This window comes from Streptomyces sp. NPDC042002, assembly GCF_055588305.1.
The window spans coordinates 318,093-333,305 of record NZ_JBVJCT010000001.1 but is presented as its reverse complement, the minus strand read 5'-3'; the positions used below and the strand labels follow the sequence as shown (position 1 = coordinate 333,305).

Genomic DNA, 15,213 nt, shown 5'->3' with positions numbered 1-15,213 from the left:
GCTGTGCGGTGGGTGCGGTGGGTGCGTGGAAGAGTCGGCTGGTGACTTTCCGTGACGGTTTCATGAGTGGCTAGAGCCGTGGTGGCGCCATGGTGAAGCGGGCGTTCACCTGGGCGTGGACGTGTTGGCGTTGGGGTTCGAGGTCGAGGGGGGCGGGTTCGTCCTCGAAGGGTGCCGCTCCGGGGGCGGCTGCGCGCCGGGAGCGGGTGGCTTGGGCGGTGGGGGTGTGGCGGTGGGTTTCTTCGGCGCCGATGTCGGCGAGTTCGACGAGGGCGGTGAGGGTGGTGTCGAGGGCTTCGGCGTATTCGCGGGCGCGTTGGACGGCTTCGCGGACGGCTTGCTGGCGTGCGGTGCGGTGGGCGGGTGAGGTGGGGCGGAGCGACCACCAGGGGCCGTCGACGCGGGTGAGGTCGAGGTCGGCGAGGGCGGTGGTGAGTTCGCCGAGTGCGGTGAAGTCGTTGAGTTCGGCGGTGATGTGGACGTGGCCGTGGTGGGTGCGGACGCGTTCTCCGCGGCCGTGGCGGCCGAGTTCGGGGCTGATGGTGAAGGCGCCGGTTTCGAGGTGTTCGACGGCGTCGCCGTAGGTTTTGACGAGGTCGAGGGCGAGGGTGTTGCGGCGGGTGAGGTCGGCGAGGGCTTCGCGGCGGTCTTTGCCGCGGGCGGTGACGGAGATGCCGATGCGGGCGATTTCGGGGTCGACTTCGAGGTGGGCTTCGCCTCGGACGGCGATGCGGGGTGTGTCGGGGGTGCCGTAGGGGACGGCGGGTTGGGTTTGTCGGGTGGTGGGGTCGGTGTTGGGGGTCATACGTCCCACTCTGTCACTGGGCGGGGAGTGTGCGGCGCTGTCGGGTCATCGGATGGAAACCTTCAGGGCCTGTTGTGGGGGCGGGTGTTGGGCCAGAATCTACGCGCGTCGTTGACCTTTTCCCGAGGAGTTCGAGACATGTCTTTGAACCGCCGGAAGTTCCTGAAGAAGTCCGCTGTTACAGGTGCGGGGGTGGCGCTCGCGGGTGCGGGCGCGGCTCCGGCGGCGCAGGCCGCGGAGGCGAGGAGGGGTGGCAGGCCCGTGAAGCGGTACGAGCTGACGGTGATGGGGACGACCGATCTGCACGGTCACGTGTTCAACTGGGATTACTTCAAGGACGCGGAGTACGCGGACAAGGCGGGTAACGCGCAGGGTCTGGCGCGGATCTCGACACTGGTGGACAACATCCGTGCGGAGAAGGGCCGTTGCAACACGCTGCTCGTCGACGCGGGTGACACGATCCAGGGGACTCCGCTGACGTACTACTACGCGAAGGTGGATCCGATCACCGCCGAGGGTGGTCCGGTGCATCCGATGGCGCGGGCGATGAACGCGATCGGCTATGACGCGGTGGCGCTGGGGAATCACGAGTTCAACTACGGCATCGAGACGCTGCGGAAGTTCGAGTCGCAGTGTCACTTCCCGCTTCTCGGTGCCAACGCGCTGGACGCGAGGACGCTGAGGCCGGCGTTCCCTCCGTATTTCATGAAGGAGTTCCGCGTTCACGGTGCTCCGCCGGTGAGGGTGGCGGTGCTGGGTCTGACGAACCCGGGTATCGCGATCTGGGACAAGGCTTATGTGCGGGGGAAGTTGACGTTCCCGGGTCTTGAGGAGCAGGCGGCGAAGTGGGTGCCGAGGCTGCGGTCGATGGGTGCGGACGTGGTGGTCGTGTCGGCGCATTCGGGTGCGTCGGGGGCGTCTTCGTACGGTGGCCAGTTGCCGTATCCGGAGAATTCGGCGGCGCTGGTGGCGGAGCGGGTGCCGGGGATCGACGCGATCCTGGTGGGTCACGCGCATCTGGAGATACCGGAGTTGAAGGTGACGAACGCGGCGTCGGGGAAGACGGTGGTGTTGTCGGAGCCGTTGGCGTACGCGGAGCGGTTGTCGGTGTTCGACTTCGGGCTGGTCTTCGAGAAGGGGCGCTGGACGGTCGAGTCGGTGGCGGCGTCGGTGCGCAACTCGAACGCGGTGGCGGATGATCCGAGGATCACGCGGTTGCTGAAGGACGAGCACGACGTGGTGGTGGCGTACGTCAATCAGGTGGTCGGTACGGCGACGGACACGCTGACGACGGTGGAGGCGCGGTTCAAGGACGCGCCGATCATCGATCTGATCACCCGGGTTCAGGAGGATGTGGTCCGGGCGGCGTTGGTGGGGACGCGGTACGCGTCGCTGCCGGTGATCGCACAGGCGTCGCCGTTCTCGCGGACGTCGGAGATTCCGGTGGGTGATGTGACGATCCGGGATCTGTCGGGCCTGTATGTGTACGACAACACGTTGGTGGCGAAGGTGTTGTCGGGTGCGCAGGTGCGGGCGTACCTGGAGTATTCGGCGAGCTATTTCGTGCGGACGGCCGCGGGTGCGGTGGTCGACACGGAGAGGCTGACGAACGCGAACAACCGGCCGGACTACAACTACGACTATGTGTCGGGGCTGCGGTACGACATCGACATCGCGCAGGCGGAGGGTTCGCGGATCAGGAACCTGACGTACCAGGGTGCGGCGCTGGATGACGCTCAGCAGTTCGTGTTCGCGGTGAACAACTACCGTGCGAATGGCGGCGGTGCGTTTCCGCATGTGGCGTCGGCGGCCGAGGTGTGGTCGGAGTCGACGGAGATCCGGACGCGGATCGCGGAGTGGGTGACGGCGAAGGGTGTGCTGGACCCGAAGGAGTTCGCTTCGGTGGACTGGAGGTTGACGCGGGAGGGTTCGCCGGTGTTCTAGGGCGGGGCGGGTTGGGTTTCACGGCGTCGGCGCGGTTTCTCGCGTCGGCGCCGTTGTCGTTGGGTCCTGCGGATTCGGCGTCACGGGTGTGCGGGCACTGCGGGTCTGCGGGTGCGGGCACTGCGGGTCTGCGGCGGGCGGGCCCGGCCTTAAGGGTGTTCAGGCCGGCGAGCCTGCGGGCGTTCGCACCGGTGGGGCCGTCCTGGCCGCCGTTTCCTCATCTCCCCTCGACCAGAGGGATCAACGGTACGAGCGGGGTGAGTGTCCGGGTTTCCTGGGCTTGGCGGGCGTTCGGGACGCGGGGGGTCTGTTCGAGGCCGAAGGTGGTGAAGGCGGTTCGGCCGGGGAGGGGGTAGGGGTCTTTGCCGGTGAGGGAGTTGAGGATGGTGGCGCTGCGCCAGGCGGCGAGGCCGAGGTCGGGGGCGCCGACGCCGTGGGTGTGGAGTTCGGCGTTCTGGACGTAGACGCGGCCGGTGACGCTGGGGTCGAGGATCAGGCGGAACTGGTCGTCGATGTCGGGGCGTTCGGAGTTGTCGCGGCGCAGGTAGGGGTCGAGTCCGGCGAGGAGGGGGGCGATGGGGCGTTCGCGGTAGCCGGTGGCGAGGACGACGGCGTTGGTGGTGAGGCGGGAGCGGGTGCCCTGCTGGCCGTGTTCGAGGTGGAGTTCGATCTTGGTGGTGGCGATGCGTCCTGCGGTGCGGACGGTGACGGCGGGGGTGAGGACGGCGTCGGGCCAGCCGCCGTGGAGGGTGCGGCGGTAGAGCTCGTCGTGGATGGCGGCGATGGTGTCGGCGTCGATGCCTTTGTGGAGTTGCCATTGGGCGGCGACGAGCCGGTCGCGGACGGGTTCGGTGAGGGCGTGGAAGTAGCGGGTGTAGTCGGGGGTGAAGTGTTCGAGGCCGAGTTTGGAGTACTCCATGGGTGCGAACGCCTCGGTGCGGGCGAGCCAGTGGATTTTTTCTTTTCCGGTGGGGCGGTTGCGGAGGAGGTCGAGGAAGACTTCGGCGCCGGACTGGCCGGCGCCGATGACGGTGATGTGTTCGGCGGTGAGGAACCGGTCGCGGTGTTTGAGGTAGTCGGCGGCGTGGATGACGGGCACGCCGGGGGCTTCGACGAGTGGTTTGAGCGGTTCGGGGATGTGGGGGGCGGTGCCGACGCCGAGGACGATGTTGCGCGTGTGGGAGCGGCCGAAGGCTTGGGCTTCGCCGTTGGGGTCGAGTCTGGTGAAGTCGACTTCGAAGAGGTCGACTTCGGGGTTCCAGCGGACGGCGTCGACCTGGTGGGCGAAGTGGAGTCCGGGGAGGTTGTCGGCGACCCAGCGGCAGTAGGCGTCGTATTCGGCGCGCTGGATGTGGAAGCGCTCGGCGAAGTAGAAGGGGAAGAGGCGGTCGCGGTCCTTGAGGTGGTTGAGGAAGGACCAGGGGCTTGTGGGGTCGGCGAGGGTCACCAGGTCGGCGAGGAAGGGGACTTGGAGGGTGGCGCCGTCGATGAGCAGGCCGGGGTGCCAGTCGAAGCCGGGGCGTTGTTCGTAGAAGACGGTGTCGAGTTCGGTGAGGGGCTGGGCGAGGGCGGCGAGGGAGAGGTTGAAGGGGCCGATGCCGATGCCCACCAGGTCGCGGGGTGTGTCGGCGGCGGGACGCTGGGGGTGGGGTGACGGTCTCATTGGGGGGTGTGTCCTTCCACCAGTTTCAGGAGCGTGGCCAGGTCGCCCGGCCGGGTGTGGGGGTTGAGGAGGGTGGCTTTGAGCCAGCGGCGGCCGTCGAGGGTGGCGCGGCCGAGGACGGCGCGTCCTTCGTTCAGGAGGGTGCGGCGTACGGCGGCGACGGTGTCGTCGGTGGCGCCGGTGGGCCGGAACAGGACGGTGCTGATGGCCGGTCGGTCGTGGAGCTCGAAGCCGGGGTGGGCGGCGATGAGGTCGGCGAGTTGTTGGGCGTGGGCGCAGACCTGGTCGACGAGTTCGCCGATGCCGTGCCGTCCGAGGGTTTTGAGGGTGACGGCGATTTTGAGGATGTCGGGGCGGCGGGTGGTGCGCAGGGAGCGGCCGAGCAGGTCGGGGAGGCCCGCTTCGGTGTCGTCGTCGGCGTTGAGGTAGTCGGCGCGGTGTCCGAGTGGGGTGAGGTCGGCGGGGTCGCGTACGGCGAGGAGTCCGGCGGCGACGGGCTGCCAGCCGAGTTTGTGCAGGTCGAGGGTGACGGTGTCGGCGCGGGCGAGTCCGTCGAGTTTGGCGCGGTGCCGGTCGCTGAAGAGGAGGCCTCCGCCGTAGGCGGCGTCGATGTGGAGGCGGGCGCCGTGGGTGGCGCAGATTTCGGCGATGTCGGGCAGTGGGTCGATGAGTCCCGCGTCGGTGGTTCCGGCGGTGGCGGCGACGAGGAGGGGGCCGCGCAGGTCGGTGAGGGCGCTGTCGAGGGCGGCGGGGTCGAGGGTGCCTGCGGGTGCGGGGACGACGACGGGTTCGGGGAGGCCGAGGAGCCAGGCGGCGCGGTGGAGGGAGTGGTGGGCGTTGGCCCCGCAGACGAGTTGGACGCCGGTGTGGGTCTCGCGGGCGAGGAGGAGGGCGAGTTGGTTGGACTCGGTGCCGCCGGTGGTGATGAGGGCGTCGCCCTGGGTGTCGTAGACCTGGTGGGCGAGGGCCCGGGTGACGAGTGTTTCGAGTTCGGAGGCGGCGGGGGCCTGGTCCCAGGAGTCGAGGGAGGGGTTGAGGGCACTGGCGGCGAGGTCGGCGGCGGTGGCGACGGCGAGGGGTGGGCAGTGCAGGTGGGCTGCGCAGAGGGGGTCGGCGGGGTCGGCGGCGCCTTCGGCGAGTGCGCGTACGAGGGTGTGCAGGGCGTCGGGGCTGCCGTGGTGGGGCAGGGGGTCGCCGAGGGCGGCGCGCAGGCGTCGGGCGACGTGTTCGGGTCCTCCGGCGGGGAGGGGTCCTCCGCGGGCGGCGGTGCCTTCGGCGAGTGCGTGGAGGACGGTGTCGAGCAACGGCCGCAGTGCGTGGGGGCCTTGGGGACCTGAGGCGAGGGGCGGCGTGCTCATGGGTGTCCTCCGGTGGACGCGCGGCGGGTTCGTTCCCGGCGTGTACGCGTTTTGGGCAGGTGCGCCCGCCAAGGACAACGATTCGAGCCGGGCGGGGGTACTGCCGTACGGAGGAAATGTGGGGGGCGGGATCGGTCTCGGGCCGGTTCGCGGAACGCCGGAGGGCTGCGTGCAGCCGTCCGGCGTTCGGGTTCGCGTCCTTGGTGGCGGGGTGGTGTCTAGGCCTGCCTCACCTTCAACGCCCGTGCGAGGTCATCGAGTTGGTCGGTGAGTTTGCGGCGCAGGGCCGGGATGGGGTCGGCGTCGCTCAGGCAGGTCTCGCCGAGGGCGAGGGTGTCGGGGGCGACGGCGTAGGCGGGGAAGGCCCAGCGGCCGGCGGCTTCGGCCATGGCGGGGCCGCGTCGCTCGGCGACGGCCACGGCGTCGGGCCAGTAGCGCTCGACGTACTCGCGGACGAGGTCGGTCTGTTCGGGCTGCCAGAAGCCTTGGGCGGTGGCGGTGAACAGGTAGTTGGAGAGGTCGTCGGTGGCGAACATGGCGTCCCAGGCGGCGCGTTTGGCCTGTGGGTCGGGCAGGGCGGCGCGGCAGCGGGCGGCGCCTTCCTGGCCGGTGGCGCTGGGGTCCTGGACGAGTTCGGCGTCGATCACGGCGTCGTCGACGGCGCCGAGGACGGAGAGCCGGCCGAGGATGCGCCAGCGCAGTTCGGGGTCGAGTTCGGGTCCGCCGGGGACGGTGCCCTCGGAGAACCAGGCGCTGATGGTGTCGGGGTGGGCGGCGACGTCGATGAGGTGGCGTACGGCGGTGAGGCGCAGGCCGGGGTGGGAGCCGTCCTCGGTGCGGCGGATGAGGTCGCGGCACAGGTCGGTGAGGGTGGCGAGGGCGGTGGGCCGCTCCTCGGGGCGCAGGTACCGGTCGGCGACGTGGAGGGTCGCGAAGGACAGGATGCCCTGGACGAGGGCGAGGTCGGTCTCGTGCGGCAGGTGGGTGCGGGCGGCCTCGATGTAGGCGCCGGCGGGCAGTTCGCCGTCGCGTACGGCGTCGCGCAGGGCGTTCCAGACGACGGCGCGGGTGAGGGGGTCGGGGAGGCCGGAGAGGGCGGCTCGTACGGTCTGGAAGGACTTGGTGTCGAAGCGGACCTTGGCGTAGGTGAGGTCTCCGTCGTTGAGGAGGAGCAGGTCGGGGCGGCGTCCGGGGCGGGGTTCGGCGGAGTCGCTCTGGGGGACGTCGAGTTCGAAGCGTTCGCGCAGGGTCAGCCTGTTGTCCTCGCCGGGGACGGTGTCGTAGGCGCCGACGGTGATGCGGTGGGGGCGGCTGCCCTGGTGGTCGACGGTGAGGTGCCATTGGCCGTCGGCTTCGGTGATCTCGGGCCTGAGGGTGTCGACTCCGGTGGTGCGCAGCCAGGCGTCGGCCCAGGCGTGGACGTCGCGTTCGGTGGCGGAGGCGAGGTTGTCGATGAAGTCGGCGAGGGTGGCGTTGGCGAACTTGTGGCGGGCGAAGTGGGTGTTGATGCCGGCGAGGAAGTCCTTCTCGCCGAGCCAGGCCACGAGTTGGCGCAGGGCCGAGGCGCCCTTGGCGTAGGAGATGCCGTCGAAGTTGAGCATGGCGGACGCGGTGTCGGGGACGGCGTCCGGGTCGGGGGCGACGGGGTGGGTGGAGGGGCGCTGGTCGGCGTCGTAGCCCCAGGACTTGCGGGCGACGCCGAAGTCGACCCAGGTGTCGTTGAAGCGGGTGGCTTCGGTGAGGGTCTGGTAGCCCATGTACTCGGCGAAGGACTCGTTGAGCCAGATGTCGTCCCACCAGCGCAGGGTGACGAGGTCGCCGAACCACATGTGGGCCATTTCGTGGGCGATGACCATGGCGCGGGTCTGCCGCTCGGTGTCGGTGACGGCGGAGCGGTAGATGAATTCGTCGCGGAAGGTGACGAGGCCGGGGTTCTCCATGGCGCCGGCGTTGAATTCGGGGACGAACGCCTGGTCGTAGGAGTCGAAGGGGTAGGGCTCGTCGAACTTCTCGTGGTAGCGGTCGTAGCAGGCGCGGGTGATGTCGAGGATCTCCTCGGCGTCGGCGTCCAGGTACGGGGCGAGGGAGCGGCGGCAGTGGAGGCCGAAGGGGAGGCCGCTGTGCTCGGTGCGTACGGAGTGCCAGGGGCCGGCGGCGACGGCGACGAGGTAGGTGGAGACGAGGGGGGTGGGGGCGGCTTTCCAGTGGCCGTCGCCGAGGTGTTCGGTGATGCCGTTGGCGAGGACGGTCCAGCCTTCGGGGGCGGTGACGGAGAGCTCGAAGACGGACTTGAGGTCGGGCTGGTCGAAGGCGGCGAAGACGCGCTGGACGTCTTCCATGAACAGCTGGGTGTAGAGGTAGGTCTCGCCGTCGGTGGGGTCGGTGAAGCGGTGCATGCCCTCGCCGGTGCGGGAGTAGCGCATGACGGCGTCGACGCGGAGTTCGTGTTCGCCGGCGGTGAGGCCCTTGAGGGGCAGCCGGTTCTCGTCGAGGGTCTCGGGGTCGAGGGGCCGGCCGTCGAGGGTGACGGAGCGCAGTTCGGCGGGCTTCATCTCGACGAAGGTGTCCGCGTCGGCGCGGGTGGTGAACCGGATGACGGTGAGGGAGTCGAAGGTCTCGTCCCCTCCGGTCAGGTCGAGTTCGATCCCGTAGTGGTGGACGTCGAGGAGCTTGGCACGGGTCTGCGCTTCGTCGCGCGTCAGTACGGACATGAGGACATGCTGCCCGATGGTGCGGACAGGACACAGGGGCGGTCCGGTATGTGCGCATTGCGGCCACCCGGTCACGGGGTGCGGTTACGGCGCGCGGCCCTGTTCCAGCCGGTTCTCCTGCGGCTCGTGCGGGGCCTGCTCGGGCCGGCGCCGGCCGGGGACGCGTCCGTCGGGGTGTGCGAGGGCCGGGTCGGAGGTGTGTTCTTTGACGAGGGCGCGCAGTTCGCGCAGTTCCGCTTCGAGGGCCTGGTGGCGGCGCTGGGCTTCGTACAGGTAGCGGACCTTGGTGCGCAGGGCCCAGGGGTCGACGGGTTTCATGAGGAGGTCGGCGACGCCGAGGGCGAAGGCGGTGGCGGTGAGTCCGGCGTCCGGGCCGAAGCCGGTGAGCAGGATGACGGGGATGTGCTGGGTCTGTTCCAGGCGCCGCATGTAGCGGACGACGTCGAGGCCGCTGACGCCGGGCATGCGTACGTCGAGGAGGAGCAGGGCGACCTGGCCGCGCAGGAGTTCCTTGAGCGCCTCGTCGCCGCCGGTGGCGAGCACGACCCGGTGGCCGAGCGGGGCCAGGGCGCTCTCCAGGGCGTACAGGGTGTCCTCGTGGTCGTCGACGATGAGGATCTTGGCATCCGACGGCATGGCCCGACGTCCCCTCGTTTGGGCATACCAGCTTATGCCCGTACGGACGCACGACGCGGGCCCGTGGTGGTGGCGGAGGTGCTCGCCGTCGAGGACGGGCGTGGCGTGCTCGACGGCGCCCACGGGCGTTGCTTGTTGGGCGGGAAGTGTGCGGGAGTGCACAGCGCAGGATGCCCGCCGTGGGCCCCCGGTGTCACTCCCCCGGGTCGGCCGTGACGGTGCCCGCGTCGTCCGCGATGCGCTCGTGGTGCCTGATGACCTCGGCGATGATGAAATTCAGCAGTTTTTCGGCGAAGGCCGGATCCAGCTTGGCGTTCTCGGCGAGGCTGCGGAGCCGGGAGATCTGGTGCGCCTCGCGGGAGGGGTCCGCGGGCGGCAGCTGGTGGGCCGCTTTGAGGTGACCGACCTGCTGGGTGCACTTGAAGCGCTCGGCGAGCATGTGGACGACGGCGGCGTCGATGTTGTCGATGCTGTCGCGCAGGCGGGCGAGCTCCGTGCGGACGGCGGGATCGACTTCCTGGGGCTTGCTGGTGCTCATGACATCCAAGCGTACGTGGCCCGCGGGGGCGCGATCATGGGCGGCACCGTCCGGCGGGACCGCGCCGAAGGGGGAGGTCCTTACGGTCGTGGGCCGGTGAGCACCTTGTGGAAGTGCACGTCCTGGTGCCCGCCCGGGATGCCGTCCGTGCGGCCGGTCTCGCGGTAGCCGTGCCCTCGGTAGAAGTCGGGGGCCTGGAAGGTGAACGAGGAGACGATCATCTCGGTGCAGCCGCGCCGTACGCTCTCCTCCTCGGCCGCCCGGAGCAGCTTGCCGCCCCAGCCCGCGTGGCGCTGGTCGGCCCGTACCCAGAGCATGTCGACGGCGCAGCAGCTGTCCCATACCCAGGCGGTGAGTCCGCCGACGAGTTCTCCGCCGGCGTCGGTCACCTTGACCGAGAGCGGCTCGGGGTCTCCGGCACCGGTCGCCTTCGCGTTGAAGGCGGTGAGTTCGTCGTCGAGCCGCTGTTGCAGGGCGGCGTCCTTGGCGCCGATCAGCAACGACGCGGTGACGGGCTGGTGGTGTCGGCTGGTCATGGCGGCGAGTATGCCGACGCCGGGGCGTTGGTGACGAGTTCGTTTCCCCGCCCGCCCCTGTCCGTGCGCCGCGCGCCGGCTGTCCGTGCGTCGCCCGCCGGCTGTCCGTGCGCCGCGCGCGTACTCCGCGTTCCGCGCGGGTCGTCGGCTTCTCCGGGCGCGGTACCGCGGGGCGGGCGCCCGCGACCGGGGTCGCGGGCGCCGCTGGTGGTGATGATGGTGCTGGTGCTGGTGCTGGTGGGACGGCCGGCGGGGTCAGAGGCCGGCGGCTGCCCTGGCTATGTCGGCGGCGAAGGTCGAGACCTCGCTGTACACGCCGGGGTATCCGGGCTCCGCGCAGCCCTGGCCCCAGCTGACGATCCCGACCTGGAGGTACGCGCCGGTGGCGTCCTTGCGGAACATGGGACCGCCGGAGTCGCCCTGACAGGTGTCGACGCCGCCCTGGGTGACGAATCCGGCGCAGATCTCGTCGCTGGGGACGAGGTCGCTGCCGTACGCCTGCTGGCAGGTGGCGTCGTCGACGAAGGGGACGGTGGCCTTGAGCAGGTAGCGCTGCTGTCCGCCGCCTTCGCGGGTGGCGCCCCAGCCGGCGACGGTGAAGTCGCCGTTGTTGTAGGCGGTGTCGGTGGCGATCTTCAGGGTGGGCTGCTCGACGGGCTTGGCGAGTTTGATGAGGGCCCAGTCCTTGCCCTTGCCGGTGTAGCCGGGGGCCTGGAGCACCTTGGTGGACTTGACCTTGACGGCGCTGCCGCTCTGCAGGTCGACGACGCCGGCGGTGGCGGTGATGGAGGTGTTGGTGCCCGAGCCGTTCACGCAGTGCGCGGCGGTCAGGACGATGCTCTTGGTGTAGAGGGCTCCGCCGCAGCCCATGGAGAGGCGGACCATGAACGGGAACTCGCCCTGGGCGGCGCGCGTGCCGCCGACGACGGGTGCGGGTGCGGCGTGTGCGGACAGCGGCTGGAGGGAGACGGCGGCGAGTGCGACGGCTGCGACGGCGAGCAGTCTTCTGATGACGCCGAGCTTCTTGGGAGACTTCAACGCGCTTCCTTTCGTGGGGGGTTGTCCGCAGGGCAGGCGCACAGAAAACGCCTCATGGCATGCTCCTGCCAAGCTGGTGGGGAGTATGGGGACAGGCCGCCGTACCGGGCAAGAGCGGCATTCCGGCCAGCAGCCGCCCCGCCCGTCCCGCTCCGCGCCTCCGCTCCCCCGCCGCCGGGAGGAACCCCGCTTACAGTGGAGAGGAGTTCCGGCGTCTTCTGGGGGTGCGGGCGTGGCGAACGGCGGACCCGTCGAGCACGGCTACCCGCATCTGGACACGGTGCGGGCGTCGATCACCGCGCTCTACAAGCGGCTCTCGTACGACACCGTCCACACCTTCGCGACCAGCGTGGCCCCCACCGACGTGGCCTTCGCCGACGTCGACGACCTGCATCTGGGCGCCCAGCGCGTGGCCCGCGAGATGGTGCGGCACTACCGGCTGCCGGACGCCCGGATGATCGTCGGCTTCCGCGAGATGACCCACGCGGCGCATGTCGAACTCGCCGCGGGACCCGAGTACTTCATCGAGCTCAACGACCGCTTCCGCACCCACCGCAGGGACATCGGCGCCGCCCTCGCGCACGAGGTGATGCACGTCTATCTGCACCGCCTCGACCTCGCGTTCCCCGGAACGCGCGACAACGAGATCCTCACCGACACCGCCGCCGCCTACCTCGGCGCGGGCTGGCTGCTCCTCGACGCCTTCCGCGAGGACGGCGCGTCCTCGCAGAAGCTCGGCTATCTGACCCCCGAGGAGTTCGGTTACGTCCTCGCCAAGCGCGCCCTGGTCTTCGGTGAGGACCCCTCGGTGTGGTTCACCAGCCCGCAGGCGTACACCGCGTACACCAAGGGCATGGCGCAGGCGCGCCGTGACGAGCAGCAGCCCCCGCTGACAGCGGCGGGCTGGGCGGGCCGTCGCCGCTATGCCAGGGACCGCCGCCACGCCCAGGACCACCACACCCCCGACCACTCCGGCGTCCCCTACGTCTTCGCGCCCGACGACCGCGGCCCGCTGCGCGTGTCCTTCCCGTGCCCGACCTGCCACCAGCGCATCAGGGTGCCGGTACGCGGCCGGGTGCGGGCACGCTGCGCGCTGTGCCGGACGGTGCTGGAGTGCGACACGTAACGGACGCGCCGTGTGCGGCCCACGGGGAGGGAGCGCGTCCCAGGGGTGACGGTGGTGAGGCAGAACACCCCAAAAGTCTTTGCCTCGCGTGTCCGTGGCGAGCGAGGGTCGAAGGATGAGCACGAACGACCCCACCGCGGGACTCTTCCCCGCCGTGTACGAGGGGGACGAGGACGCGGTCGTACGGCTGCTGCGCGCCGAAGTGAGCGCGGAGGCGGTCGACGAGGACGGCCAGAGCGCCCTGTATCTGGCGGCGGTGAGCGACCGGCCCGGCATCGTACGGCTGCTGCTGGCCGCGGGCGCCGACCCCGACCGCCTCAGCCTGGGTACGGACGCTCCGCTGTGCGGCGCGGCCTGCGGTGGTCACACGGAGGTGGTGCGCGCGCTGCTCGCGGCCGGGGCGAACCCGGACACCGTTGAGGCGTTCGGTTTCACCGCGCTGACCTGGGCGCTGCGGAGGGGGCACACCACCGTGGCGGAGGCGCTCCTGATGGCGGGCGCGGACCCCGACCGGCCGGGACCTGCGGGCGAACCCCCGCTGGTGACGGCCGCGCACCGGGGCTCGGCGGGCTGTGTACGGGCCCTGCTCGCGCACGGGGCGGGCGCCCGGGGCGAGGCGCTGGCGGAGGCCCGCCGTCTGCTCGGCGTGGGCATCGAGACCGAAGTCCTGGCGGGCCTCGCCCGCACGCACGGCCCCGGCCACCGCTCGGTCACCCACCGCCATCCGTCCCCCGAGGGCATCACCATCGAGGTCCAGCTTCTGGACGCCGTTGGCCGTCCTTTCGCCGGCGACGACCTCCAGACCGGCCACGCGGAGATCGTCACCGTGCTGAAGGCGAGCACGACACGCCCCGGACGCTGAACGCCGGGGCCCGTGGGCGGTACGGCCGCGCGCACGCCGTCCGGCGAGCGGGCACCGCCCGCCCGTACGGCCGACACCGCCCGCTCCTCCCGCGCCCCCCGGACCTCCCGCGCCACGCCACCCTGCACCGCCTGCACGTCCGGCGCCACGCCACCCGCGCCACCCGCGGCGCCCACCCCGGGACGGGCGACCTGACGGGCGGGATGCGCCGAGCGTCCTACGGTGTGCCGCCGTACACCGCCCCCGGAGTCTCCGCCTCCGTCAGGAGTTTCCGGGCCGTCTCGCCTGCCTCCGCCGGGGTCCACCGGGCCCCCTTGTCGGCGCTCGGGCCCGGGCGCCAGCCCTCCATCACGGTGATCCGGCCGCCCTCGGTCTCGAAGACGCGGCCGGTGACCCCGGCGCTCGCGGCCGAACCGAGCCAGACGACCAGCGGCGAGACGTTGCCGGGGGCCATGGCGTCGAATCCGCCGCCGGGGGCGGACATGGTGTCGGCGAAGGTCCGCTCGGTCATCCGGGTGCGGGCGGCCGGGGCGATGGCGTTGACCTGGACGCCGTACCGTCCCATCTCGGCCGCCGCGACCAGCGTCAGAGCGACGATGCCGGCCTTGGCGGCGCTGTAGTTACCCTGCCCGACCGACCCCAGCAGGCCCGCCCCGCTGCTGGTGTTGACGACCCGGGCGTCGGGCGCGCGGCCCGCCTTCGCCTCGGCCCGCCAGTGCGCCGCCGCCTGCTGGAGCGGCAGGAAGTGCCCCTTCAGGTGGACCCGCATCACGGCGTCCCAGTCGTCCTCGCCGAGGTTGACCAGCATCCGGTCGCGCAGGAACCCGGCGTTGTTGACGAGCGTGTCGAGACGCCCGTACGTCTCCAGGGCGGCGCGGACGACGGAGGCGGCGCCCTCGGCCGTCGCGATGTCACCGCCGTGCGCCACCGCCTCGCCGCCCGCCGTGCGGATCTCCTCGGCCACCCGCCGGGCCGGGCTGTCCGGTGCGGGGGTGCCGTCGAGGCCGACGCCGAGGTCGTTCACGACGAGCCGGGCACCCTCGGCGGCGTAGGCCAGCGCGTGCGCCCTGCCGAGCCCGCGGCCCGCGCCGGTGACGATCACGACCCGCCCCTCACACAGCAATCGTGCGCTCATCCCGGTTCTCCCTGCTGGTCCTTGTTGGCGGTGGCCGCGTCGAGGAAGGCGGGCCGCTCGCCGCCTCCGTGGACGAGGATCGAGGCGCCGCTGATGTACGCGGCGGCGTCGGAGGCGAGGAAGACGGCGGCGGCGCCGACGTCGGACGGCCGGGCGAGGCGGCCCAGCGGGACGGTGCGGGCTACGGCGGCGACGCCGTCCTCGCCGCCGTAGTGCAGATGGGCCAGTTCGGTGCGGACCATGCCGACGACCAGGGTGTTGACCCGGATCTCGGGCGCCCACTCGACGGCCATCGAACGGGCCAGGTTCTCCAGTCCCGCCTTCGCCGCGCCGTAGGCCGCCGAACCCGGCGAGGGGCGCGATCCGCTCACGCTGCCGATCATCACGATGGAGCCCCGGGCCCGTCTGAGGTGTTCGTACGCGGCGACCGACGCGGTGAGCGGGGCGGTGAGGTTGAGTTCGATGACCCGGGCGTGCCGCTCGGCGTCCGCCTCGGCGAGGGGGCGGTAGGGGGCGCCGCCCGCGTTGTTGACCAGGACGTCGAGCCGGGGCAGGGCGTCGAAGAAGGCCCGTACGGCGGCGGGGTCGCGCAGGTCGACGGGGGCGAAGTCGGCTTCTTCCAGGGGGACTTCGGGTGGCCGGCGGGCGCAGACCACGACGTGCGCGCCGGCCCGGGCGAAGGCCCGCGCGATGCCCGCTCCGACGCCTCGGGTGCCGCCGGTGACGACGACGGTCCGGCCGCCGAGGTCCACGGCGGCGCCCGGCCGATCCGTGGTGTCCGCGTTGTCCACAGGGCCTCCCGCGCGGCCGCGATCGCTGCTAGCTTCGCATCACACCTAACAAACGTTTGGTGGAAAGGTA

The 15,213-nt window shown here is 71.3% G+C and carries 13 protein-coding genes; 3 read left to right on the top strand and 10 right to left on the bottom strand.

What is annotated here, in order from left to right; all coding sequences use genetic code 11:
• Positions 1-70: 70 nt before the first annotated feature.
• Positions 71-805, bottom strand: coding sequence for an SIMPL domain-containing protein (locus ACZ6KY_RS01420; RefSeq protein ID WP_469308251.1), 735 nt, complete (start codon positions 803-805; stop codon positions 71-73).
• Between the two features lie 138 nt (positions 806-943).
• Here ACZ6KY_RS01420 and ACZ6KY_RS01415 point away from each other — a divergent pair, with 138 nt between their 5' ends.
• Complete coding sequence (locus ACZ6KY_RS01415) at positions 944-2,749, top strand: bifunctional metallophosphatase/5'-nucleotidase (RefSeq protein WP_469308250.1); 1,806 nt, start codon at positions 944-946, stop codon at positions 2,747-2,749.
• 217 nt (positions 2,750-2,966) lie between these two features.
• On the opposite strand, the gene ACZ6KY_RS01410 is transcribed toward ACZ6KY_RS01415, so the two are convergent.
• The 7 genes from ACZ6KY_RS01410 to ACZ6KY_RS01380 all read right to left on the bottom strand — a co-directional run bounded on the left by ACZ6KY_RS01410 (position 2,967) and on the right by ACZ6KY_RS01380 (position 11,229).
• The gene (locus ACZ6KY_RS01410) at positions 2,967-4,412 is read right to left on the bottom strand and encodes a lysine N(6)-hydroxylase/L-ornithine N(5)-oxygenase family protein (RefSeq protein WP_469308249.1); all 1,446 of its coding nucleotides are present in this window, start codon (positions 4,410-4,412) and stop codon (positions 2,967-2,969) included.
• A complete protein-coding gene (locus ACZ6KY_RS01405) occupies positions 4,409-5,770 on the bottom strand; it encodes a pyridoxal phosphate-dependent decarboxylase family protein (protein WP_469308248.1) in 1,362 nt (453 codons plus the stop codon). Before ACZ6KY_RS01405 ends, ACZ6KY_RS01410 begins: the two co-directional genes overlap by 4 nt.
• A 218-nt stretch (positions 5,771-5,988) precedes the next feature.
• Positions 5,989-8,481 carry an aminopeptidase N gene (pepN, locus tag ACZ6KY_RS01400; RefSeq protein WP_469308247.1) on the bottom strand — a complete coding sequence of 831 codons (2,493 nt, stop codon included), beginning with the start codon at positions 8,479-8,481 and terminating at the stop codon, positions 5,989-5,991.
• An 84-nt stretch (positions 8,482-8,565) separates the two neighbouring features.
• Positions 8,566-9,117: a response regulator gene (locus tag ACZ6KY_RS01395; protein ID WP_469308246.1), complete on the bottom strand. Its 552-nt coding sequence runs from the start codon at positions 9,115-9,117 to the stop codon at positions 8,566-8,568.
• A 193-nt stretch (positions 9,118-9,310) separates the two neighbouring features.
• Positions 9,311-9,655 (bottom strand): chorismate mutase, encoded by a 345-nt coding sequence (locus ACZ6KY_RS01390; RefSeq protein ID WP_469308245.1) that lies wholly within the window; start codon positions 9,653-9,655, stop codon positions 9,311-9,313.
• Between the two features lie 80 nt (positions 9,656-9,735).
• Entirely contained in the window at positions 9,736-10,191 is a 456-nt protein-coding gene (locus tag ACZ6KY_RS01385) for a GNAT family N-acetyltransferase (protein ID WP_469308244.1), read from the bottom strand.
• 255 nt (positions 10,192-10,446) lie between these two features.
• Positions 10,447-11,229: a serine protease gene (locus ACZ6KY_RS01380; RefSeq protein WP_469308243.1), complete on the bottom strand. Its 783-nt coding sequence runs from the start codon at positions 11,227-11,229 to the stop codon at positions 10,447-10,449.
• A 232-nt stretch (positions 11,230-11,461) separates the two neighbouring features.
• On the opposite strand from ACZ6KY_RS01380, the gene ACZ6KY_RS01375 reads away from it, so the two are divergent.
• Together ACZ6KY_RS01375 and ACZ6KY_RS01370 are read left to right on the top strand one after the other, a co-directional pair.
• On the top strand, positions 11,462-12,355 hold the full coding sequence (locus ACZ6KY_RS01375) for a hypothetical protein (RefSeq protein ID WP_469308242.1): 894 nt from the start codon (positions 11,462-11,464) through the stop codon (positions 12,353-12,355).
• Between the two features lie 115 nt (positions 12,356-12,470).
• Entirely contained in the window at positions 12,471-13,217 is a 747-nt protein-coding gene (locus tag ACZ6KY_RS01370) for an ankyrin repeat domain-containing protein (RefSeq protein WP_469308241.1), read from the top strand.
• A gap of 217 nt (positions 13,218-13,434) precedes the next feature.
• On the opposite strand, the gene ACZ6KY_RS01365 is transcribed toward ACZ6KY_RS01370, so the two are convergent.
• Together ACZ6KY_RS01365 and ACZ6KY_RS01360 are read right to left on the bottom strand one after the other, a co-directional pair.
• Complete coding sequence (locus ACZ6KY_RS01365; RefSeq protein WP_469308240.1) at positions 13,435-14,352, bottom strand: SDR family oxidoreductase; 918 nt, start codon at positions 14,350-14,352, stop codon at positions 13,435-13,437.
• Positions 14,349-15,104, bottom strand: a complete 756-nt coding sequence (locus tag ACZ6KY_RS01360; RefSeq protein ID WP_469308492.1) for an SDR family oxidoreductase — start codon at positions 15,102-15,104, stop codon at positions 14,349-14,351. The genes ACZ6KY_RS01365 and ACZ6KY_RS01360 overlap by 4 nt, the downstream gene beginning before the upstream one ends.
• Positions 15,105-15,213 lie beyond the last annotated feature (109 nt).